Here is a 17,615-nt window from a genome sequence, read left to right as displayed (position 1 = left end):
GGAGGCATTTCTTATGTCTAAATCCAATAAATTTTTTACCACAGTCTTGTTAGGAGCTGCTGGTGGTGCAGCTGCAGCTATGTTTCTAGCTAGTAAATCCGGTAAGGCTGTAAAACAAAAAGTAGCCGAATTTCTAACGGATTATCAAGAAGATCCAGATGCTAAGCATTCAGAATGGGCTGAACGTGCTAATGACCTTAAGAATCAAGCTGTTGAGAAATACAGTGATGTTCGCCATAAATTTGAGACTGGTGAAATAACAACAGATGACATTGTTGAAACAGTGAAAGGGAAAGCGACGGAATTGAAAGACCGTATCAGCCAGGAAGACTTTTTCAGCAATCTTAAAGATCAAGTGGTTAGTGAAGCGTCTGACTTCGCTGATGTCGCTGAAGATGCTGAGTGGTCAGAAGTTGACGCGTTTGATGGGGAATCCATCTCGGAAGATATTACCATTGACCTTAATGAGGTCGACTTATTAGCGGATGATGTTATAGCGCCTGAGTCTGAAATCACTGAGGACTTCAATGAAGCACCTGAGGAGAAAAGTGATTATCTCTAAGATTAGAGAATGATACTAAAATAAAAAAACAGATTAAACGAAAAGGTTTAATCTGTTTTTTTAAGTTGGTTTTGGTATTTCTTTAGGAAAACTCGACAAGCCTGTAAGGCAAGGATACCTGTCCCTATTCCAAGCACAAAGGCTAAGACAGTATTTAGTTTAAGAGCTGACAGGATGAAGATACTGAGGACACTTGCAATAGCAAAAATTGCAATATTAGCGAAGAATAGAATTTCTTCAACTACCTGAGTTTCTTCCTCTTTGGACTCTTCATAGGCGTCATAACTTGCTGTAGGACGCAGTGGGACAACGTTCTCTTGATCGTATTTATAATCTCTTAATGCCATTTCTCTCTCCTCGAAGTTCCTTACTATAATATCATAAATTCGTTAAATTTATATTACATTTGTGTTACAATGTTTAATTTTCCTTCTTTTCAAGAAAAACTGGTATTTTTGGCAAAAAAAGTTATAATAGTATCATGAAAAAAATCACAATTACAGCGACAGCAGAAAGTGTTGATCAGGCTAAAAAACTGCTAAATCTTGGTGTAGATCGTCTTTATATTGGAGAAGAGCAATTTGGCTTACGACTACCAAAACCGTTTTCGCATGGAGAGTTAGCAGAAGTGGCACGGCTAGCTCATGACGCTGGGAAAGAAATTACCGTTGCCGTTAACGCCTTAATGCATCAGGATATGATGGATCGCATTAAACCCTATCTTGATTTTCTACAAGAAATTGGAGCAGATTATATAACTGTTGGGGATACGGGTGTTTTCTATGTTTTAAAAAGAGATGGCTATCCCTTTAAAGCTATCTATGATACCTCAGTCATGGCTACGAGTAGTCGTCAACTGAATTTTTGGGGACAACACGGAGCGACTGAGGCCGTTTTGGCTAGAGAAATTCCTTCGGCTGAGCTTTTTGAAATTGCTAAAAATGTTGAAATTCCTGCGGAAATTCTTGTTTACGGAGCTTCTGTGATACATCACTCGAAACGCCCACTTTTGCAGAATTACTATAATTTTACCCATCAGACCGAAGAGAAGGATAAGGAACGAGGTCTCTTTTTGTCTGAGCCTAATAAACCAGAGACGCATTATTCGATTTATGAGGATAATCATGGGACCCATATTTTTATAAACAATGACATCGATATGATGACCAAACTTTTAGAATTGGTAGAGCATGGGTTTGACCATTGGAAATTAGACGGTATTTATTGTCCTGGAGAAAATTTTGTCGAGATCACTAAGCTATTTCTTACTGCTAGAGATGCTATAGAGGCTGGGACCTTTAGTCAAGAGCAAGCATTCCAATTGGATGAGCAAATTCGGCAATTTCATCCAGACAATCGGGGACTGGATACTGGTTTCTATGAATTTGACCCAGGAATGGTTAAATAAAGTCAGTCATTATCAAAATGGTTAACCATCAAGAAGAGAGACCTTGAGCTTGCTGAAGGTCTTTTTTGTCCCTTAAGTTTTCAGGTTAAGAATTAGGTGAACTTGTGATAAAATAAGACTATGAAAAAAATAGCAGAATTAGTGGCTTTGCTTAATCAGTATGCGTCAGCCTATTATACTGAAGACCAACCCTTGGTATCCGATGCGGAGTATGATCGCCTATACCGAGAATTGGTTGCTTTAGAAGAAAAATATCCAGAGGCGGTATTGCCTGATAGTCCGACTCATCGTGTAGGAGGGCGTCTCTTAGATGGATTTGAAAAGTATAGGCATGAGTATCCACTTTACAGTTTGCAGGATGCTTTTTCCCTTGAAGAATTAAAAGCTTTTGACCAACGGGTGAAAAGAGAGTTTCCAGAGGCGCAGTATTTTTGTGAGTTGAAGATTGATGGCTTATCGATTTCGTTGACCTATGATGATGGATATCTGACGGTTGGGGCGACTAGAGGAGATGGGACTACCGGAGAAAACATTACTGAGAATCTACGGCGAGTGGCTGACATTCCACTTAAGTTACCTGAACCAATCAGCTTAACCGTTCGTGGCGAGTGCTATATGCCTCGGGAATCGTTTGAAAAAATTAACCAGCAACGGCAAGAAGCAGGAGAAGCCATTTTTGCGAACCCTCGCAATGCAGCAGCTGGAACTTTAAGGCAATTAGACACTGCTATTGTTGCTCAACGGGGCTTGGCTACTTTTCTGTATCAAGAGGCTAGCCCATCTGATGTTAACAGACAATCAGAAGTTCTTGAAAAGTTAAATGCATTAGGGTTTGTGACAAATCCTCTTCACCTTAAAACGAGTGATATTGATGATGTGTGGTCGTTTATTAAGCGTGTTGAAGAAGAACGTCATACTCTGCCGTATGAGATTGATGGCATCGTTATCAAGGTTGATTCTTTATCGATGCAAGAAGAACTTGGGTTTACAGTCAAGGCCCCCCGTTGGGCTGTAGCCTACAAGTTTCCAGCAGAGGAAAAAGAAGCGACGCTTTTGTCAGTTGATTGGACTGTGGGGCGTACCGGAGTTGTGACGCCTACAGCTAATTTAACACCTGTTCAATTAGCAGGAACAACTGTTAGTCGTGCGACTTTGCATAACATTGACTATATTTCAGAAAAAGACATCCGAATCGGTGATACTGTAGTGGTCTACAAGGCTGGTGATATCATTCCTGCTGTTTTGCATGTGGTCATGAGAGATCGGAGCGACCAAACAGAGATGGTTGTGCCAGCAAATTGCCCATCCTGTGGAGGGGGACTGCAACATTATGAGGATGAGGTTGCTTTACGTTGTGTTAACCCATTATGCCCAGAACAGATCAAGGTACGGTTAGCACATTTTGCGAGTCGAGATGCCATGAACATTTCAGGACTGGGACCATCGATTGTGGACAAGCTATACAGTGCTGATTTGGTACACGATGTGGCTGATCTTTATCGCCTCTCCTTGGAAGATTTACTAGCTCTCCCTAACTTCAAAGAAAAATCTGCCACCAAGCTCTTGTCTGCTATTGAACACTCTAAAGATAACTCTGCTGAGCGGTTGCTCTTTGGTTTAGGTATTCGACATGTCGGCAGTAAGGCCTCAAGACTATTGCTTGAGAAATTTGGCTCTATTGACCAGTTGGCATTGGCTGAGGAAACTGAGATTGCGGCTATCGATGGTTTAGGAGCGGTAATTGCCCAGAGTCTCAAAACCTATTTTGCTACTGAAGGAGCCCAGCTACTTTTAAGTGAATTTAAGGAAATAGGCTTAAACTTAGCATACAAAGGCTTTGTAGCTTCATCTGATGCACCTTTATCGGGCCGAACTATTGTCTTAACAGGAAAGTTAGAGCGCTTGACGAGAAGTGAAGCAAAAGCCAAATTAGAAGCCTTGGGGGCTAATGTAGCGGGCTCTGTTTCTAAAAAAACAGCTATTGTTGTAGCTGGAGCAGATGCTGGTAGTAAGTTAGTGAAAGCTCAAGAATTAGGCATCGATATCAAAGATGAGGCATGGTTAGAGGGATTATAATATGGTGATTCAAGAAAAACAACAACGCGCACGATTGATTTATAACCCAACATCGGGACAAGAAATCATGAAAAAGCATGTGGCTGAGGTACTAGATATCTTGGAGGGCTATGGCTATGAGACCTCTGCCTTCCAGACAACTGCTGAGCCTGAATCTGCTAAAAAAGAAGCAGCGCGAGCTGGTTTGGCAGGATTTGATTTAATCGTTGCGGCTGGAGGTGATGGCACGATAAATGAGGTTGTCAATGGTATCGCTCCACTCAAGAAACGACCTAAGCTAGCGATTATACCTACAGGTACAACGAACGATTACGCACGAGCTCTCAAAGTGCCTCGATCTAATCCGGTGGCTGCTGCCCATATCGTTGGAAAAAATCAAACCATTAAAATGGATATTGGTCTGGCCCGAGATGCGGACTTCTTTATCAATATTGCAGCAGCAGGTACCCTAACAGAATTGACCTATAGTGTACCGAGTCAATTAAAAACAATCTTTGGGTATTTGGCCTACGTCGCTAAGGGTGCTGAACTGCTTCCTCAGATTCAATTGACCCCTGTTAAGGTGACGCATGATCATGGTGTTTTTGAGGGCAAGGTATCGATGATTTTTGCAGCCCTTACCAATACAATTGGAGGTTTTGAACAGATTGCACCAGATGCTATGTTGGACGATGGTAATTTTACGCTGATTATGGTTAAAACCAGCAATCTCTTTGAAATATTGCATTTGATTCGCTTGGTCCTCCAAGGAGGCAAACATGTTGAACATCGACAAATTGAGTACCTCAAGACCAGCTTTATCAAAATTGAACCTCAGACGCCTGAGGACAGTCGTCCAATGATGATTAATTTAGATGGGGAATATGGAGGAGATGCTCCTATTGAACTCAAGAACCTGAAAAATCATATTGAATTCTTCTGCAATACCGATGAAATTTCTGATGCTGCTTACAGTATGGATCCATTTGAATTGGAAATCGAAGAAAATGTTCAGAAGTTTGCCCATGAAGCAGAGGAATTGGATTTTTAATCTCGCACCAGGTTTAAAAGCTAGTTGAAAACCTAAAACAATATAATAAAAGTGCTGGACAATAAGTCCAGCACTCAGATTGAAGACAAAGTTATTTTAAAAAACTTTCCTTAGGTGATAACGGACGGTAGCGACTCCCTTCGGAATTCTAAACCTAAGTTTTGAGCCTTCTTCGCTTTTTCATTTCCAAGCTCAGACCTGAAATAGTCCACTAGACTCTTTCAGCCCAAAACTTCCGAGAGCCTGAAACTATTGCGTTTCAGGCTCTTTTTATCACAGCGGAAAGTTTCTTTTTTGCTCGGCATGCTCGCTAAAAATTTATTATTGTAAAATCATTAATCGAGCTTTTGAATATCATTACCACAGAAAACAAGGTTTATCTACGCTCTAAGTACTGGCCAATAAGTCCAGCACTTTTATTGGATGTTGACACAATTGTTGGTCGAACTCTTGGAAAGTGACGTATTATCTCCCTTGCCATTATTAGCAGGTTAGCTATGATCAAACCAGTGAGCTATTAATTGGCTAGTAAATTAGCTATTATAATTCTCTAATACTCTATTTAGCTAAGTGAGCATATGGCTATTTCGAAACAATATCCTGCTATTTCTATTTCACTCTCGCTTTTGAATTAACGTGTTGGTTGATAGGTAAGGCTATCGCCATGTTCTGCAAGAAATGCTGTTAACTCTGAATCAGGAATTTGACGCAGGTAGAGATTGCTTCGAATGGTTTCGTCTTCTTCACGACACGTTGATAAGACGAGGTATTTATCATCAGGGTTGATTGTGATATTGTTGGCCTTGGTTCTAGCGTCTTGACTGACAGCTGACAATTGGTCTGCGAAGACTTCCTTGCTTTCAAAGGATGTTCTGTAGAAAGCTGTTGTTTCTGGAACAATGATAAAGAAGGCTGCTTCATAGTAATATTTACGCTCTGGAGTTTCGATGACGACGTAACGATGTTGGTCAAAGTAAGACTGGTCTTCATAAAAATTCACATCGTTAAACATGCGATGATCTGGAACAGTACTTCCTCTAGCATGACCAAATAACCAAGTTAGGCTGTCCTCAAACGTTTTTGAGTTTTCATAATCCATAAAAACAGTTCCCATGTAGGGAGAATATTGACCATCAATGGTGTATTGGAGGAAGTAACTATTGTCTGTTCCTTGAACGACAGGCTCATCCAACATAGTACCAGGAGCATAAACATAGGCAATCGTATTGGCGTTGAGGGCCATCAACGGATCAAAGCGGGATTTGAGATAAGCCTTTTCTTCTTCAGAGACTGTATAAGTTGGAGCCTCTTCAGAGGAACTCTCTGGTGTAGTGCTCGAGCTTGTTGATTGTATGCTGCTGCTTGGTGTGGCCACTTGATTTTGCTGTAGCTGGCTAGTTCCAAACCAAACGGTAGCCCCGATAGCAAGTATGGCTAAGATAAGGGTCAGCCAAGATTTCTTGGCCTTTAAGTGTTTTTGAGAACGTTTCATGATATCTCCTCATTTTTTATTCTTCCAATATTATAGCAGAAAAGCTTGAAAAATACCCACTAATTTGAATGATTATTGATTTTCAGGCCTTTAGGCTCTAAAAAAGAGGTCTCAATTCCAATGGTCGGCTTGCAATAATGCTTGCCAAATTCATCTATGAGAATATGAAACTGCTGGGCTTCCTTTAGGGTAAATTCTTGCAGATTAATGCATTTCGACAGCCTTGTATAGTCAGGAAAATCAGTGCCTAAAAGGTAGCCAAAGAGTTGTCTAGCATAGTTATCTGCAATAAAAACAGGGCGATGAAAAATATATAATAGCAAGACATCGGCTGTTTCTTGGCCTATGCCGAAATGCTTTAAGAGTTCCCTACGGAGATTGTCACCATGAAATTGAGCGATAGTTTCGTAATCAAAGTCATGTTGCTGAAGCCAATAAAAGAGTTCTTGGAGGGCACGACTCTTATTTTTGCCAAAGCCACTGGACCTAATTAAATCTTGTAGTTCCTGAATTGGTAAGTGATGAAGCAGTTTGAAATTGCCATTCAGTTTTTGGGAAAGGCGAGCAAGTGAGAGTTGAGCATTCTCCCAGCGGGTATTTTGCACCAAAATGGCTCCTGCGATCAGCTCTTCAGGTGAGTCAGCTGGCCAATTTCCCTGATGGCCCATGTTTTCCAATAAACGTTGGTATAACTGGTAAATGGTCATTTTAAAAATTATCCTTCATGTCATTTCTATCTTGTAAGAGGTCAAGAAAAACCCATAGAGGACTTGTCAATAAAGTTGATATGAGATAAAACCCTGAAACAGTCATATATTGGACGGTTTGTTTCTGAAGAGTTCCGTCATAATTTAAAGTCTACTAAGTTTCTTGAGATTTCATGTTTTGCCTCTCTTCATCATACTAAAGTCCCTATCGTTCTTCAAGTCTGTGGTCTGTTTTTGGAAAGTTTGGGTGAAAGATGATATAATAGCAAGCAAATAAGGAGTAGTATCGTATGACACAATCTATTTATGGGATTTATGAAAGTCATCTTGAAGCTATTTTAATCGAGTTATCAGAACAACTTGAAGCAACTAATAAACGTCAGAAAGAAGAGACAGGCTTTAAACTGTTCGAGCATTTTTTAGGGCGAATTAAATCGACAGAAAGCATGCAGGAAAAGTGTCGTCGCAAAGGTTTTCCTGAGACAACTCAAGCAGCCTTAAAAGACATTAAAGATGCCATTGGCATTCGACTAGTGACTGGTTTCATAGATGATATTTATCGATTAGTCGATTGGTTTAAAGCGCAAGAAGGAATCACAATTGTCAGAGAAAAAGATTTCATTACGCAAGCAAAACCAAATGGTTACCGGTCCTATCATTTGATACTGGAGATTGAGCGCCCCCACGAGGATTGTCTAGGGCATTTACCTGGCAAATATTTTGTGGAAGTCCAATTGCGAACCATTGCCATGGATTCTTGGGCCAGCCTAGAACACCAGATGAAATACAAGCATACGATTAAAAATCCAGAACGATTGACCCGCGAATTAAAGCGGTGTGCAGACGAATTAGCTTCTTGTGATTTGAACATGCAGACCATTAGAGATTTAATTGAGGAGGATGCATGAAAATTTTACTAGCAGAAGACGAAGTACAATTGTCTCGCGTTTTTTCGACAGCTTTAAGACATGAAGGATATGAAGTTGATCAAGCTTTTGATGGGGAAGAAGCTCTAAGCCTTTCTGAGGCAAATGCTTATGATGTTTTGATTTTAGATATCATGATGCCGAAAATGACGGGTCTTGAAGCTTTAAGGGAGATGAGATCGAAGGGAAACACGACCTATACCCTTATGTTAACAGCTATGGCAGAAATCGATGATCGTGTCAATGGGTTAGATGCTGGTGCGGATGATTATCTAACCAAGCCAATCTCCCTTAAAGAGTTGCTCGCAAGGCTAAGAGCCTTGAGCCGACGGTTTGAAACCAACTATAGCGAGCAACAGTTACAGCTAGGTAATGTCACCCTAGATACTCAAGAACAGGAATTGAAAGCTAGAAACGCCATTAGACTTGCCAATAAAGAGGTTAAATTACTGGCCCTTCTGATGAGGCATGTGGGGAAGCCTTTGACGACTGGTCAACTTTATGAGCACGTTTGGGGCATGCAGTCGGATAGTGAGTTTGACGATGGGTATGTCTGGATTTATATCTCCTATTTGAAGCAAAAGCTACGATCGGTACAAGCTAATCTTGATATTGTAGGTGAGGAAAATGGAGACTTCACCTTAGTTGTAAAGGGAGGAGTCGAATGATTCAACGCCTCAGAAGACAATTTATCTTAATTGCTGCTATAGCTATTATTGTCATCTTATCCTCGGTCATCGGGGTTCTTAATTCCGTCCAGTATTACCAATCTCAAAAACAAATAGATTCCATCTTAACGATTTTAGTTGAAAACAAAGGAAAGTTCCCCAGTGTTTCAGAAGCTAAAGATCAGTTTGGAGAAACAACCAATGAGGATTTTCTCCATCAATACCGTTATTTTAGCTTGACCCTAGATGAAAACAATGAGGTTCAAGATTCCTATTTAGATCAAATATCAGCCTTTACAGTTTCTGAAATCGAAGATCAGGTTGTCGATAGGGTTGTCTCCTCAGGTCGCAAGTCAGGTATTTTCAGAAATAAACAGCAGGCTTATGCCTATCGATTAGCAGACTTAGAGGACGATGAAACACTCTTGGTAGTGCTTGATGTGACTACTTTTTATACAAGTCAAACAAGGATGCACCGTTTGTCCATGGTCATGTTTGGGAGTAATTTCTTAATTTTTATTCTCATTGTGACCGTATTATCCGCTAGGGTTGTCGAACCCTTTGTTGCTAATTATGAGCGGCAAAAGCGGTTTATCACGAATGCTGGTCATGAACTGAAAACACCACTAGCCATCATCTCAGCCAATACAGAACTTCAGGAAATGTTGGATGGAGAGACGGAGTGGAGCAAGAGCACTAAGGAGCAAACAGAACGTCTGACTAGCTTGATCAATCAGATGGTTCTCCTAGCTAAGATGGAAGAAATGCCTGACATTGAACTGATAGATATTAATTTTTCTAAAGTTGTCGCCGATGTTTCCCAAAATTTTAAATCGCTGACAACCAAAAATCAGCTAGACTATCACGTCTCCATTCAACCTGACGTCATTGTTCAAGCTGAAGAGAAAGCCTTATTTGAACTTGTGACGATTCTGTTAGATAATGCTTGCAAGTATTGTGATCCTGGCGGACAGGTTATTGTGAGTTTGTCACAATCAACACGCCTGAGGAAAAAAGCTCGGCTCGTTATTTCTAACACCTACGTTGCTGGGAAAGATGTCGATTATTCACGTTTTTTTGATAGATTTTATCGTCAGGACCAGTCTCATAGTAGTGATGTTAAAGGATTTGGGATTGGTTTATCCATGGCCGAGCGCAGTGTTCAGCTCTTCAAAGGGAGACTGGATGTGTCCCATAAAGATGAGCTCATTCACTTCACCGTGACACTGTAATGAAAGAGAGAGAATCAGGTTGCCAAAATGTGGCTTTTTCCATCATTATTTGTAAATAATATTAACTTAAGAGGAGCAGGGAACTGTTTTTAAATGAAACCTTCCTGACGACTCTCAGAAAAAGGAGGTCATTTTATGACATACATCCCACCAAAGGTTTGGTCCGCTGCTGATAGCGACCAAGGAAAATTTTCAGGCATTAACCGTCCAACAGCGGGTAGCCGTTTTGAACAAGAGCTGCCAGTTGGAGATAACCCATTGCAGGTTTATTCATTAGGAACACCTAATGGTATCAAGGTTACAGTGCTTCTGGAAGAATTGTTAGAACTAGGAATCACTGAAGCCGCTTATGATCTGTATCAAATCACCATCATGGATGGTGACCAATTTGGATCTGATTTTGTTGCGATCAACCCTAATTCCAAAATCCCTGCAATGGTTGATAAATCTGGTTCAGAACCAGTCCGTGTGTTTGAGTCAGCCTCGATCTTACTGTACTTGGCAGATAAATTTAAAGAATTTATCCCTAAAGATCCTGCTCAAAGAACAGAAGTGCTCAATTGGCTTTTCTGGCAAACAGGAGCTGCACCATTTTTAGGAGGCGGCTTTGGGCATTTCTTTAATTATGCTCCTGAAAAGTTGGAATACCCGATTAATCGCTTCACCATGGAAACCAAACGTCAGTTAGATTTATTGGATAAGGAATTGGCTAAAAAACCTTATATTGCTGGTGATGACTACACCATTGCCGATATAGCGATTTGGTCTTGGTACGGTCGCTTAGCTCAAGACAAGCTCTATCAAGGAGCTTATGAATTCCTTGACATGGCTTCTTATCAACACCTGAAAGCATGGACGGAAAAAATTGCTGAACGTCCCGCTGTTAAGCGAGGAGTCGATGCACAGTATTCGCCAATCAAGTAAAAAAAGCCCAAACAGGGCTTTTGAGGACGTAGACAAACCCTAGTTTTCTGTCAACAGGACATTACGAAGTTCTTTCAAGGATTTAAAGAGTTGATTTTTTGCGAGCTAAGCGAGCATTTATCGAAACTTTCCGCTGTGATAAAAGTGCCTGAAGCTATTGCGTTTCAGGCACTCGGAAGTTTTGAGACCTTAGGCTCAAAACTTAGGTTTGGAATCCCGAAGGGAGTCGCTACCGTCCGTTATCACCTAAGGAAAGTTTCAAAAGAGACTTTGTCTTCAATCTGAAAAGCCCAAAGAGGGCTTTTTTACGATTTTCCAAAGAGTTTAGACCAGAAGCTTTTTTTAGGCATTTCTGATTGCCTACTTTCAGTTGCTTGCTTTTTAGGCAGCAGTTCAAGGACATCTATTGTTTCTTGATTGATGGCATGGTCTGTATGAACAACAAGACCATAAGAGGACTGGTTGGTGTTTTCTTCAATTAAGCTAAAAGGGATTTGTTTTTCCTGAGCCAACTTCATATAAAAAGTTTGAGCGCTTTGACTGAGATGGCTGGATAATTTAAGGGTAAGTGGTGCAATAGATTGCTGATAATGGTCAAAAAGTGCTGCTAAACCGTGCATCTCTTCTAGACGATTGGCTTGTTCTATAGTCGCAACAAGGAGCACACGCTCCCGATAAGTTCCTAAATAGAGACGTTGTTGGTCAGGGTTAAGGCGATTTTCACCACTGGCTTTTTGGAGAATCGTTTCATTTAAATCTTTCATTCTCCCATTATACCATAGGGAAAATCATCCTGACAAATAGAAGTTATTTTGCAAAAATGGTTTTCAATTTTTTTCAACCATTTTCTTAAATCTTAAACTTTTCCTTGAAGTAATCGCTTATTTGCGGTATAATGAAGTGGTAAAAATTAAAACTCAAAAGGAGAGTACAACATGTCAATTATTACTGACGTTTACGCTCGCGAAGTCCTTGACTCACGCGGTAACCCAACACTTGAAGTAGAAGTCTACACAGAATCAGGTGCATTCGGTCGCGGTATGGTGCCTTCAGGTGCTTCTACTGGTGAACACGAAGCAGTTGAACTCCGTGATGGTGACAAATCTCGTTACCTTGGTCTTGGTACTCAAAAAGCTGTTGACAACGTCAACAACATCATCGCTGAAGCTATCATCGGTTTCGACGTGCGCGACCAACAAGGTATCGACCGTGCTATGATCGAACTTGACGGTACTCCAAACAAAGGTAAATTAGGTGCAAACGCTATTCTTGCTGTATCTATCGCTGCTGCACGCGCTGCTGCGGACTACCTTGAAGTGCCTCTTTACACTTACCTTGGCGGATTCAACACTAAAGTATTGCCAACTCCAATGATGAACATCGTTAACGGTGGTTCTCACTCTGACGCTCCAATCGCTTTCCAAGAATTCATGATCTTGCCAGTTGGTGCACCAACTTTCAAAGAAGCGCTTCGTTGGGGTGCTGAAATCTTCCACGCCTTGAAGAAAATCTTGAAATCTCGTGGTTTGGTAACAGCTGTTGGTGACGAAGGTGGTTTTGCACCTAAGTTTGAAGGTACTGAAGATGGCGTAGAAACTATTCTTGAAGCGATCGAAGCAGCTGGTTATGTGCCAGGTAAAGATGTCTTCCTTGGTTTTGACTGTGCATCATCAGAATTCTATGACAAAGAGCGTGGTGTATATGATTACACTAAATTCGAAGGTGAAGGTGCTGCAGTTCGTACATCTGAACAACAAATCGACTTCCTTGAAGAATTGGTTGACAAATACCCAATCATCACTATCGAAGATGGTATGGATGAAAACGACTGGGATGGTTGGAAAGCTCTTACAGCTCGTCTTGGTAACAAAGTTCAATTGGTTGGTGACGACTTCTTCGTAACAAATACTGAATACCTTTCACGTGGTATCCAAGAAGGTGCTGCTAACTCAATTCTTATCAAAGTTAACCAAATTGGTACTTTGACTGAAACATTCGATGCTATTGAAATGGCTAAAGAAGCTGGTTACACTGCTGTTGTATCACACCGTTCAGGTGAAACAGAAGATTCAACCATCGCTGACATCGCAGTTGCAACTAACGCTGGTCAAATCAAGACAGGTTCATTGTCACGTACTGACCGTGTTGCTAAATACAACCAATTGCTTCGTATCGAAGACCAATTGGGAGAAGTTGCAGAATACCGTGGTTTGAAATCATTCTACAACTTGAAAAAGTAAATTGGTCAAAGGACTAATTTATCCCTGAGCTAGTATAGCGAGGGGTATCATGAGAGGCATCTGGCTAGTCCAGATGCCTTTTTTGATTTCTCAACGTTTTAAAGGCCTTGGATTAATACCAGGGGCTTCTTTTTGGTTTTGGAAATAGAAATGAGGCAATCAATCAGTTGATTTCTTATTCCTTCTGTAATGTGAGTATAAACCTGTGTTGTGTTGTCTTAATCCGACTATCCTATACAGTCCATAATGGATTTAAAAAACACCTCGTGTGAGGTGCTTTACTTGTTTTCCTGTAGTTTATTTTCTTCCTCGATTGTAATACCATGACGACTAGGCTCGTCTTCTCTCATGAAATCTAAATAAAAGGTATGGCTCTTAGCAATCATTTCCTCAACTGCTTTTTGGTGTTGTTCTTTATCTTCTATGCGATAATAGGCATTGGCTGCAACGAAATACCCATCTATTTCATAGAGATAGATAGATTCAAGGACCTGCCCATCTTTGTAATTGACCAGCTGTTGGTCAAGATAGACCGGACGATTATTGATGGTATGAGAATTATAATCAATCGTCTTCTCAGTAATATTTTTATAGTTATAGGTAGAATCCATGCTTCGATTGAAGTCAAGAGCTTTTTGTCGATGCAGTTCATCTATAAATGAAAAATTACTCTTGTCTATCTTATAAAATTTTTTAACACCACTAGAAGTAGAATATTCTTCAAGTGATGTAAATTCTTTTTCCAAATTAACAATTTCAAAAAATACGAAAGCACCTGACTGATCTTGACTATTTAAAGCAAGAGTGCTGGGGAAACCGGTTGTTTCGGATGTTGTTTGGCGATCTTTATAGGTTTGTTCCCAATGATCAGGAATAAAAATAGCTAGATTTGTAGTTGGAATCCAGGATTCATTGGATTCCAATTCAGCAGGTTTTTCTAACTGAAGGTCATCTGCCCAAAGAATAATTTGTTCTTTTTCAGTATCCGACATTTCTTCAAAGGACACGGGAGCATAAACCTTCCTGTATCTATTCTCGTTAAAAAGAAATGGATCTGTATAACGGTGAGCTTGAACCATATACTCAAGTTCTGCTGGTGTATATGAGCTATGTTTGTTCATCAAAATCGTATAATAAGGTGATAATTTTTGGATTCGGGAATTGGTGAAACGTTCATAACCAAAAATTGCTGCAATTCCCAATAATATTAAGGATAAAAGGGCAACAATAATTTTAGTAAGCTTTGACTGGATGATTTTTTTCATGAGTGACCCCCATTAGATTCTAGCAGATAAAGTTGTTAGTTGTTACCAGTAAGGGAGAAACTGTGAGTAAAAGGTTCACAAATCATTATCTCCCTTTTCTTTTAAGTATACCATATCTCAGCTTGTAAAAGTTGTTCAAAAAGTAACAAGGCATCTTTTTCACTATAATTTTGTATTTACAAAGATACTGTATTTGTAGCTGTTATGATTGCCAGTTTAATATCAGATATAAGGAAATACCAGACAAGTTTTAGTATCACTAATCAAATGCCTTTTTCAATTTCTAAAAATTTAAGGTATTCCCTTCCTTAATTTTATGCTATACTGAATAGGTTAAGGAAGGAGTGACGATATGGAAGAGTTATTAAGACAGTTAATTGCGAATAGAGATGTGGCGCTATTGGAGCAGGTGCTGACAACCCATTACCCAGTGGATATTGCTCTTGCTCTTGAAGAGTTAGAAGATGAAGAGCTCTTAAAAGAGTTTTTAGCCATCGCTAATGATGAACAATTAAGCGATATTATTCGGGAGTCAGACCCGCTTTTACAGCGCGAGATGGTTCGTCATTTATCCTTTAAACGGACAGTTGCTATTTTTAATGAGATGCCCAATGATGATGTGGTAGATATTCTGGGTGCTCTTAACATTGATCTTCGAAAACAATATCTGAGCCTTATGAAGAACAGTAACCGTGAAGATTTGCAAATCATGTTGGCTTATGATCCTCATACGGCGGGTGGTTTGATGACGACCGAGTTTATCACGATTCGGGAGCATTTAACGGTCGGTCAGACATTAGAAAAATTAAGAGAAATTTCCCCCAACACTGAGGTCATCGATACCCTTTTTATTACGAACGATATCAACACCTTGGTGGGATGGATTGACATTCGAGACCTGTTTTTAGAGGATATTTCAAAACCTCTCAATCAGTTTATGAACACACAACTGATTACAGTAACACCAGAGACGGACCAAGAAGAAGTTGCGCAATTATCTGCTAAGTATGATCTCTCTGTTGTTCCAGTTGTTAACCACCGTCAGGTTATATTAGGGATTATTACCATCGATGACATCATCGATGTCCTGCAAGAAGAGTTCCAAGAAGATATCTTGCGGATGGGGGGTGTCTCAGAGACCGAAGAAATTGGTGGTCCTTTTAAAGAATCGTTGAAAAAGCGGCTGCCTTGGCTCTTGGTCAATCTTGTAACAGCCTTCCTAGCTTCAGCGACTGTAGCCTTGTTTGATGGGGTTATCGCTCAGGTTGTAGCACTAGCTGCAATTAGCCCGATCATCACCGGAATGGGAGGGAATTCAGCATCTCAAACCTTAGCCTTGGTCATTCAAGGTCTTACTCAAGGCAAATTGGACCTAAAAGAAGACAAAGCTCTAGTCATCAAAGAAATTGGCTTGGCCCTAACAAATGGTTTTGTTACAGGTGGTGTGGCTGCTATTGTTATGTTTGTGTTTTACCACAACTTTTACTTATCGCTAATAGTTGTTTTAGCTATGATGATTAATTTGGCTTGTGGAGCTATTTTTGGCTATTTTGTACCACTAGTCTTGAAGGCTTTAAAACAGGACCCAGCGCTAGCTTCAACCATTTTTATCACAACAGCGACAGATGTTCTCGGCTATTTTGCCTTTTTAGGCCTAGCGCAACTCTTCTTACCATTAATTCTCTAAACGATACCCAATGTATTGCATGATAGGTTTGGTATCAGCTATTATTTGATTGTCATTTCCTTGTTTCCATGGTTTTGAACTAAAGTTTCAGGGTAAAAAAACTCTGGCGCCCTTGGCACCAGAGTTTTCATATTACTTCCCAAAGATTCCTTTGACTTTGTCAAGGACACCGTCAAGGCCTTCTGTGTTGTTTAAAAGTTGTTTAGCTTGCTCGAAGTATTCACCAAGATTATCTTTGTTTTCTTCAAGAAGGGTTTTAGCTTGGTCGAAATCGCCATTTTTAACGATATCTTTTAATTGTTCAAAAAGTTCTTTAGCATCCATTGTTGGGCTCCTATATAGTTTGATAGTTTACTATCTCAGTATATGTTATTTGGCTCCAAAAGTCACGCAAACAGCCTCGGGAACTGTGAAATCATGTGAGAGTTCAGTTAGTTTACCAGTTGCTTCGTCACGTGAGAAAATCGTCGCATTGTCAGAGTCTTGATGAACGGCAATCAGGTGCTTGTTATCTGGTGTTAAATCGAAGTCGCGTGGGTTTTTTCCATTGGTTGGTGCATATTCCACTAGTTCCAAAGTGCCATCGTTTAAGACTTTATAAACTACGATAGAATCGTGTCCACGGTTGGAGCCATAGACGAAGTTTCCATCCTTAGAGATACGGATAGCAGCTGTACCGTTAAATGCGGTATGAGTTTCTGGAAGTGTTGAAATGGTTTGAAGAAGTTCAAATTGGCCAACACCATCATAGACGAGAACCTCAACAGTTGAGTTAAGTTCACACATCAAATAAGCAATTTTTTGCGTTGGATGGAAAACGATGTGGCGAGCACCTGCTCCTGGAGTAGCTTTGTAGGTGGCAAGTCGGCTTAGTTTTCCGTCTTCATCAACATCGTAAGTAACTACTTCATCAGTACCTAAGTCACACGTCACCAAATAGTTATCAGGCGTTAAATCTGTATAATGGACATGTGGAGATGCTTGATTTTCATGGGGGCCATTGCCTTCATGTTGAGAAATATCTGCAAGTGTTAGGCTACCATCTTCTTGACGTTTATAGACAAGGACTTGCCCCTTGTGATAATTGGCGCCATAAACGAGTCCTCGGTCTTCATCGACGGCAACGTAACATAGTGGCGCGCCATCTTCAACAACATGGTTAAGAGGGGAAAAGTCAGCGTCAAATGCGGCGACTCCGCCTTTATCGTCTTGCGCGCCTACGGTATATAGTTGTCCATTTTTAGCAAAGGCTAAATAAGTGGGGCTTGGTTCTGCGGCAACGAGTTCTAATTGGCTAAGTTGGCCAGCTGTTGAATCAAATTGAGCACGGTAAATTCCTTCAGATACACGGCGAGTATAGGTACCAAAATAAACTGTTTCTGTCATAACAACACCTCT

General features: G+C 40.4%; 17 protein-coding genes. 10 read left to right on the top strand and 7 right to left on the bottom strand.

From position 1 onward, the window contains the following. Positions 1–13: 13 nt before the first annotated feature. Positions 14–562, top strand: a complete 549-nt coding sequence (locus J2S23_RS05355; protein ID WP_307121721.1) for a YtxH domain-containing protein — start codon at positions 14–16, stop codon at positions 560–562. A gap of 47 nt (positions 563–609) precedes the next feature. On the opposite strand, the gene J2S23_RS05350 is transcribed toward J2S23_RS05355, so the two are convergent. Next, complete coding sequence (locus J2S23_RS05350; RefSeq protein ID WP_307121720.1) at positions 610–909, bottom strand: DUF3270 family protein; 300 nt, start codon at positions 907–909, stop codon at positions 610–612. 134 nt (positions 910–1,043) lie between these two features. Between J2S23_RS05350 and J2S23_RS05345 the strand changes: the two genes are divergently transcribed. The 3 genes from J2S23_RS05345 to J2S23_RS05335 all read left to right on the top strand — a co-directional run bounded on the left by J2S23_RS05345 (position 1,044) and on the right by J2S23_RS05335 (position 5,076). Beyond that, positions 1,044–1,970, top strand: coding sequence for a peptidase U32 family protein (locus J2S23_RS05345; RefSeq protein ID WP_307121719.1), 927 nt, complete (start codon positions 1,044–1,046; stop codon positions 1,968–1,970). Positions 1,971–2,090: 120 nt separating this feature from the next. Then, positions 2,091–4,046, top strand: coding sequence for an NAD-dependent DNA ligase LigA (gene ligA, locus J2S23_RS05340; RefSeq protein WP_307121718.1), 1,956 nt, complete (start codon positions 2,091–2,093; stop codon positions 4,044–4,046). A 1-nt stretch (position 4,047) separates the two neighbouring features. After that, on the top strand, positions 4,048–5,076 hold the full coding sequence (locus J2S23_RS05335; protein ID WP_307121717.1) for a diacylglycerol kinase family lipid kinase: 1,029 nt from the start codon (positions 4,048–4,050) through the stop codon (positions 5,074–5,076). 631 nt (positions 5,077–5,707) lie between these two features. On the opposite strand, the gene srtB is transcribed toward J2S23_RS05335, so the two are convergent. After that, positions 5,708–6,568: a class B sortase, LPKTxAVK-specific gene (gene srtB / locus J2S23_RS05330; RefSeq protein WP_307121716.1), complete on the bottom strand. Its 861-nt coding sequence runs from the start codon at positions 6,566–6,568 to the stop codon at positions 5,708–5,710. A 59-nt stretch (positions 6,569–6,627) separates the two neighbouring features. Next, positions 6,628–7,275 carry an endonuclease III domain-containing protein gene (locus tag J2S23_RS05325; RefSeq protein WP_307121715.1) on the bottom strand — a complete coding sequence of 216 codons (648 nt, stop codon included), beginning with the start codon at positions 7,273–7,275 and terminating at the stop codon, positions 6,628–6,630. A gap of 290 nt (positions 7,276–7,565) precedes the next feature. On the opposite strand from J2S23_RS05325, the gene J2S23_RS05320 reads away from it, so the two are divergent. The 4 genes from J2S23_RS05320 to yghU all read left to right on the top strand — a co-directional run bounded on the left by J2S23_RS05320 (position 7,566) and on the right by yghU (position 11,025). Beyond that, complete coding sequence (locus tag J2S23_RS05320; protein ID WP_307121714.1) at positions 7,566–8,183, top strand: GTP pyrophosphokinase; 618 nt, start codon at positions 7,566–7,568, stop codon at positions 8,181–8,183. Then, positions 8,180–8,869 carry a response regulator transcription factor gene (locus J2S23_RS05315; RefSeq protein ID WP_307121713.1) on the top strand — a complete coding sequence of 230 codons (690 nt, stop codon included), beginning with the start codon at positions 8,180–8,182 and terminating at the stop codon, positions 8,867–8,869. The genes J2S23_RS05320 and J2S23_RS05315 overlap by 4 nt, the downstream gene beginning before the upstream one ends. After that, positions 8,866–10,101 (top strand): sensor histidine kinase, encoded by a 1,236-nt coding sequence (locus J2S23_RS05310; protein ID WP_307121712.1) that lies wholly within the window; start codon positions 8,866–8,868, stop codon positions 10,099–10,101. The genes J2S23_RS05315 and J2S23_RS05310 overlap by 4 nt, the downstream gene beginning before the upstream one ends. Before the next feature lie 135 nt (positions 10,102–10,236). Continuing rightward, positions 10,237–11,025, top strand: coding sequence for a glutathione-dependent disulfide-bond oxidoreductase (yghU, locus tag J2S23_RS05305; protein WP_307121711.1), 789 nt, complete (start codon positions 10,237–10,239; stop codon positions 11,023–11,025). A 305-nt stretch (positions 11,026–11,330) separates the two neighbouring features. Here yghU and J2S23_RS05300 read toward each other — a convergent pair whose 3' ends face one another. Beyond that, positions 11,331–11,789, bottom strand: coding sequence for a YueI family protein (locus tag J2S23_RS05300; RefSeq protein WP_307121710.1), 459 nt, complete (start codon positions 11,787–11,789; stop codon positions 11,331–11,333). Positions 11,790–11,960: 171 nt separating this feature from the next. On the opposite strand from J2S23_RS05300, the gene eno reads away from it, so the two are divergent. Further along, complete coding sequence (gene eno / locus J2S23_RS05295) at positions 11,961–13,265, top strand: surface-displayed alpha-enolase (protein WP_307121709.1); 1,305 nt, start codon at positions 11,961–11,963, stop codon at positions 13,263–13,265. A 278-nt stretch (positions 13,266–13,543) separates the two neighbouring features. On the opposite strand, the gene J2S23_RS05290 is transcribed toward eno, so the two are convergent. Then, complete coding sequence (locus tag J2S23_RS05290) at positions 13,544–14,530, bottom strand: hypothetical protein (protein ID WP_307121708.1); 987 nt, start codon at positions 14,528–14,530, stop codon at positions 13,544–13,546. Between the two features lie 352 nt (positions 14,531–14,882). Between J2S23_RS05290 and mgtE the strand changes: the two genes are divergently transcribed. Further along, on the top strand, positions 14,883–16,217 hold the full coding sequence (gene mgtE / locus J2S23_RS05285) for a magnesium transporter (RefSeq protein ID WP_307121707.1): 1,335 nt from the start codon (positions 14,883–14,885) through the stop codon (positions 16,215–16,217). 132 nt (positions 16,218–16,349) lie between these two features. Here mgtE and J2S23_RS05280 read toward each other — a convergent pair whose 3' ends face one another. After that, a complete protein-coding gene (locus J2S23_RS05280; protein ID WP_307121706.1) occupies positions 16,350–16,541 on the bottom strand; it encodes a hypothetical protein in 192 nt (63 codons plus the stop codon). Positions 16,542–16,586: 45 nt separating this feature from the next. Continuing rightward, positions 16,587–17,603, bottom strand: coding sequence for a lactonase family protein (locus J2S23_RS05275; protein ID WP_307121705.1), 1,017 nt, complete (start codon positions 17,601–17,603; stop codon positions 16,587–16,589). Positions 17,604–17,615 lie beyond the last annotated feature (12 nt).

The organism is Streptococcus moroccensis (assembly GCF_030812835.1).
Lineage (GTDB): Bacteria > Bacillota > Bacilli > Lactobacillales > Streptococcaceae > Streptococcus > Streptococcus moroccensis.
The sequence above is the reverse complement of the archived record's forward strand: the minus strand, read 5'-3'. Positions and strand labels throughout refer to the sequence as shown.

Bases quoted from the DNA above. Each gene is read 5' to 3' on its own strand.
- J2S23_RS05355 (WP_307121721.1), top strand. From the start codon at position 14: ATGTCTAAATCCAATAAATTTTTTACCACAGTCTTGTTAGGAGCTGCT.
- J2S23_RS05350 (WP_307121720.1), bottom strand. From the start codon at position 909: ATGGCATTAAGAGATTATAAATACGATCAAGAGAACGTTGTCCCACTG.
- J2S23_RS05345 (WP_307121719.1), top strand. From the start codon at position 1,044: ATGAAAAAAATCACAATTACAGCGACAGCAGAAAGTGTTGATCAGGCT.
- ligA (WP_307121718.1), top strand. From the start codon at position 2,091: ATGAAAAAAATAGCAGAATTAGTGGCTTTGCTTAATCAGTATGCGTCA.
- J2S23_RS05335 (WP_307121717.1), top strand. From the start codon at position 4,048: ATGGTGATTCAAGAAAAACAACAACGCGCACGATTGATTTATAACCCA.
- srtB (WP_307121716.1), bottom strand. From the start codon at position 6,568: ATGAAACGTTCTCAAAAACACTTAAAGGCCAAGAAATCTTGGCTGACC.
- J2S23_RS05325 (WP_307121715.1), bottom strand. From the start codon at position 7,275: ATGACCATTTACCAGTTATACCAACGTTTATTGGAAAACATGGGCCAT.
- J2S23_RS05320 (WP_307121714.1), top strand. From the start codon at position 7,566: ATGACACAATCTATTTATGGGATTTATGAAAGTCATCTTGAAGCTATT.
- J2S23_RS05315 (WP_307121713.1), top strand. From the start codon at position 8,180: ATGAAAATTTTACTAGCAGAAGACGAAGTACAATTGTCTCGCGTTTTT.
- J2S23_RS05310 (WP_307121712.1), top strand. From the start codon at position 8,866: ATGATTCAACGCCTCAGAAGACAATTTATCTTAATTGCTGCTATAGCT.
- yghU (WP_307121711.1), top strand. From the start codon at position 10,237: ATGACATACATCCCACCAAAGGTTTGGTCCGCTGCTGATAGCGACCAA.
- J2S23_RS05300 (WP_307121710.1), bottom strand. From the start codon at position 11,789: ATGAAAGATTTAAATGAAACGATTCTCCAAAAAGCCAGTGGTGAAAAT.
- eno (WP_307121709.1), top strand. From the start codon at position 11,961: ATGTCAATTATTACTGACGTTTACGCTCGCGAAGTCCTTGACTCACGC.
- J2S23_RS05290 (WP_307121708.1), bottom strand. From the start codon at position 14,530: ATGAAAAAAATCATCCAGTCAAAGCTTACTAAAATTATTGTTGCCCTT.
- mgtE (WP_307121707.1), top strand. From the start codon at position 14,883: ATGGAAGAGTTATTAAGACAGTTAATTGCGAATAGAGATGTGGCGCTA.
- J2S23_RS05280 (WP_307121706.1), bottom strand. From the start codon at position 16,541: ATGGATGCTAAAGAACTTTTTGAACAATTAAAAGATATCGTTAAAAAT.
- J2S23_RS05275 (WP_307121705.1), bottom strand. From the start codon at position 17,603: ATGACAGAAACAGTTTATTTTGGTACCTATACTCGCCGTGTATCTGAA.